Source organism: Nocardiopsis lucentensis DSM 44048, assembly GCF_000341125.1.
GTDB lineage: Bacteria > Actinomycetota > Actinomycetes > Streptosporangiales > Streptosporangiaceae > Nocardiopsis > Nocardiopsis lucentensis.
This window is the reverse complement of record NZ_ANBC01000399.1, coordinates 1-3,756: the sequence shown is the minus strand read 5'-3', so window position 1 is coordinate 3,756 and position 3,756 is coordinate 1. Positions and strand designations below refer to the sequence as shown.

Below are 3,756 nucleotides of genomic sequence, written 5' to 3'. Positions count from 1 at the left end.
GAAGGAGCCACACGAGGAAGGGCAGCCAGATGCGCTCCGTCTCACCCTTGCTCATCCCCGACAGGTCGGCGACGGCGATCGCGCAGAACGCGGCCGTCACGAGGAGGACCACCGCGCCGGTGTCCGACCCGGTGGCCGGTCGCGGTAGGGCGCGCACCTCTCCCGGCAGCAGGGAGAGCACCCGCCGCAGCCCCGCGGTGGAGGCGACCCCGGCCGCGAGTACGGCGTTGGCCAGATTGGCCCAGACCCAGTAGCCGTACGGCCGGACCGCCGCCACTCCCTGGTAGTAGCGCTCCACCACCAGGCGGTACCCCTCCCACCACCAGAACCCCGCCACCGTGAAGGCCGCGGCCACGGACAGCGCCCCCACGACGGCGAGGGGCAGGGGTCGGGCGGTGCGCGCGCACACCAGGACGGCCACCGCGGGGATCGCGAGCAGGACCAGCCCGTAGGACAGGTACACCGTCCACCCCAGCAGGAGTCCGGCCGTGAGCGCCGCCGCCCGGGGCGCCCGGGCGCCCGGAGCCGCCGCCACCGCGAGCAGGGCCAGACCCCACGCCGCCACCGCGGCGAAGTAGCCGTCGGCCGACGCGCCCACCCAGACCGCTCCGGGGAACAGCACCAGGAACGGGGCAGCGGACCGCGCCGCGCGCTCGGCCCCGAGCGCGCGGAGGGCGACGAGGACGGCCGCGGCGGCCGACCCCCCGACCACGACGCACCAGATCCCCGCCCAGGCGCCTCCGTCGAGCCCGACCCGGTCCAGCGCGACGAACGTGAGGATCGCCCCGGGGGGATGCCCGGCGACGTGTGTGGGCCAGTTGTCGGGCTGCCCGACGAGGATGTGCCCGGTGAACCCGCGCAACGCCGCGCCCACGTCACCGAAGCGGTCGACCGACGCCGGGTACTCGTAGGGGGACTCCAACGGCCGCGCGAATCCGCGCCAGCCGTCGACGAGGGCGAGGGACAGCGTCCACGCCACGGACGCCGCCCACACGGCCGCCACCAGGCCGCGCCAGGGGAGGGCCCGCGCCACGGGGGGTCCGTAGAGGACCGCCACCACGGCCAGCGCGGTCGCGGGAACGGTTCCCGGCCCCGTGTGCGGGAGCCAGGAGGCGTAGAGCGGCGGCCAGCCCACGTGCAGGGTGCCGTCGGCGCGCTCGATGGAGGTTCCGACGACCGCGGCCGCCCCGACGAGGAGGAGGGCGGCGACCGCGGTGAGCGCGTCGAGCCCACGTCCGGCACGTTCGTCGCCGACGGCCTCGCGAATGTGCCTCTGGTAGCAGCGCGGTTTCACGTCGTCACTTTAGGTCACAGTCCCGGTGGGGCCACGGTGTCGGCCGGAGTGTCGCCGATGACAGGAGAACGCCTGTTCAGAGCGCGTTTCACTGCTAGGGCGCGGGAACCGGCCGCCCTAGCATGATCGCGGGCGCGGCCCGGAGCGACGAGGGACCGAGGAAGGCGCACATGGACGAGGGCACCGATCGGACCGACGCCTCCGGCTCCACGGCGGCCGGGGGCTCGGGGCGGGAGCGCGGGGTGCGGGCGTTCCTGCGCGACGGGCCGCCCGTCGGTCCCACACGCCCGGGCTTCTGGCGCAGTCCCGCCCGCGGCCCCTGGACGACGTCGGTGCTGGGCGCTGTCCTGCTCGTCGGAATCACGGTCGTCACGGTCACCGGGCTGCTGTCGTACGCCGCGTACAACCCCGACCTGTCCCCGGTCAACGACAAGACGCCGGGCAAGGGCCTGCTCGGGTTCTACCTCTTCCCCTGGCCCACTGATCCGCACTGGCTCTACCGGCTCACCCAAGGACTCCACGTCACCCTGGGCATCGTGCTGGTGCCGGTCCTGCTGGCGAAACTCTGGTCGGTCATCCCCCTCTTCTTCGCCTGGCCGCCGGTCCGCTCCGCGGCCCACGCCCTGGAACGGCTGTCACTGCTCTGCCTCGTGGGCGGGGCCCTGTTCGTCTTCGCCACCGGGGTGCTGAACGTCCAGCTCGAGTACGTCTTCCCCGGATCCTTCTACGTCCTGCACTTCTACGGTTCGTGGGTGTTCCTCGGGGGGTTCGCCGTCCACCTCGCCACCAAGGTGCCGATCATGGTCCGGACGTTGCGCGAAGGCCGCTGGAACGCCCCACCGCCCGGGTCGGGAGAGGGCCCCGGCGGAGAATCGTCCGACGGGTCCGGGCTCGTCAGTGCGAACCCCGCGCCCCCGACCATCTCGCGCGCCGGCGTCCTGGGCGTGGTGGGGCTGGGGTCGCTGACGTTGTTCGCGGTGACCGCGGGGCAGAGCATCGGCGGACCGCTGCGGGCGACCGCCCTGCTGGCTCCGCGGGGCAGGCTCTCCGGTGACGGCCCCAACGACTTCCCCGTCAACACCACCGCGGCCCGGGCCCGTGTCGGTGAGGGCGACGTCGGTGACGGCTGGCGGCTGACCGTGCGCGGTCCGACGGCGCAGACCGCTCTCACCAGGGCGGAGCTGCTCGCCCTCTCCCAGCACCGTGCCGCGCTGCCGATCGCGTGCGTGGAGGGATGGTCGACCGAGGACCAGGAGTGGTCCGGGGTCCGTCTCGCCGACCTGGCCGACCTGGTCGGGGCCACGGGGCCCGTCGGCGTGTTCGTGGAGTCCGTCCAGCGCACGGGGAGCTTCACCCGCGTCGCGCTGCGCGCGAACCAGGTCGGCGACCCCCGCTCCCTGCTGGCGCTGCGCGTCAACGGCGCGGACCTCTCCCTCGACCACGGGTATCCGGCCCGCGTCATCGTTCCGGCCGCCCCCGGCGTGCACAACACCAAGTGGGTCGGACGCCTCACCTTCGGGGAGGCGTGATGGCCGCCCCGCGCCGCTGGTACGGGGCCCCGGTGTGGCACCTCCTGCTCATGATCGGGGCCTTCGCCCTCATCGGCTACGCGGGGGCGCGGCTCCTGGCCGGCGACGCCCTCGGCGTGGCGGTGTGGTTCGTCGGCGCCGCCGTCCTCCACGACCTGGTGTTCCTCCCCTGTTACACCCTGATCGACCGCGCCTGGCAGGGCGTGGCCGAATGGCTGACGCGGAGGAGGCGGGCCGCGAAGGGCGGCGGCGGGAGACGGAACCGACTCATCAACCACGTGCGCGTGCCCGCGGTCGTCTCGGCACTGCTGTTCGTGGTCTACTTCCCGCTGATCCTCGGCCCCTCGGACTCCTATCTGTCCAAGAGCGGGCTTCCCGGCCACCCGTTCGCCGGACGCTGGCTGCTGGTCTGCGCCTTCTTGTTCGCCGCCTCCGCGGCGCTGGGAGCAGTCCGGTACACACGTGGTTCCGTCGCGGACCGCTCGGTCTGAGGCCCCGCCGTACCCGGCGACACCCCTCCCGTCGCCCCGTCGCGCCCGGAGCGCAGAGCCGCGAAACGGCGCCCCCGGACCTCCCACGTGTCGTCACGGGACCACCCCGCCCGCGTCGCCAGGCGCAGCAGGGCGGGCACCCCCAGCCGTGCCCAGGGGAAGGGGGCGCCCGCCCTTCCCCGCCCGTCGGTGATCCGCGCGGTCATGCGTTCGCAGACGTCCTCGGGGGCGGCTTCGACGATCAGCAGCCCTCCGGCTCGGACCAGCTCCCGCGCGCGGGCGAGCAGCCTCTCCGGGGAACCGCCGATACCGATGTTGCCGTCCACCAGCAGAGCGGTGTGCCAATCTCCCTCCTCAGGCACCGGATCGAACGCCGACTGGCACAGCGCCCGTCCGCCCGAGGCGTTGGCGTGCGCCACGGCCATCGGGTTGAGGTCCACGC

The 3,756-nt window shown here is 74.0% G+C and carries 2 protein-coding genes and 1 pseudogene; 1 reads left to right on the top strand and 2 read right to left on the bottom strand.

Annotation, left to right across the window (positions count from 1 at the left end; translation table 11 throughout):
- Positions 1-1,294, bottom strand: a 1,294-nt coding sequence (locus tag D471_RS0113465) for a hypothetical protein (protein WP_017599093.1), incomplete at its 3' end; no start/stop codon positions are given.
- 170 nt (positions 1,295-1,464) lie between these two features.
- Here D471_RS0113465 and D471_RS0113460 point away from each other — a divergent pair.
- Entirely contained in the window at positions 1,465-2,823 is a 1,359-nt protein-coding gene (locus D471_RS0113460) for a molybdopterin-dependent oxidoreductase (RefSeq protein WP_152486310.1), read from the top strand.
- 352 nt (positions 2,824-3,175) lie between these two features.
- Here D471_RS0113460 and D471_RS41795 read toward each other — a convergent pair.
- Positions 3,176-3,756: pseudogene (locus D471_RS41795) on the bottom strand (hypothetical protein); the annotation flags it as partial.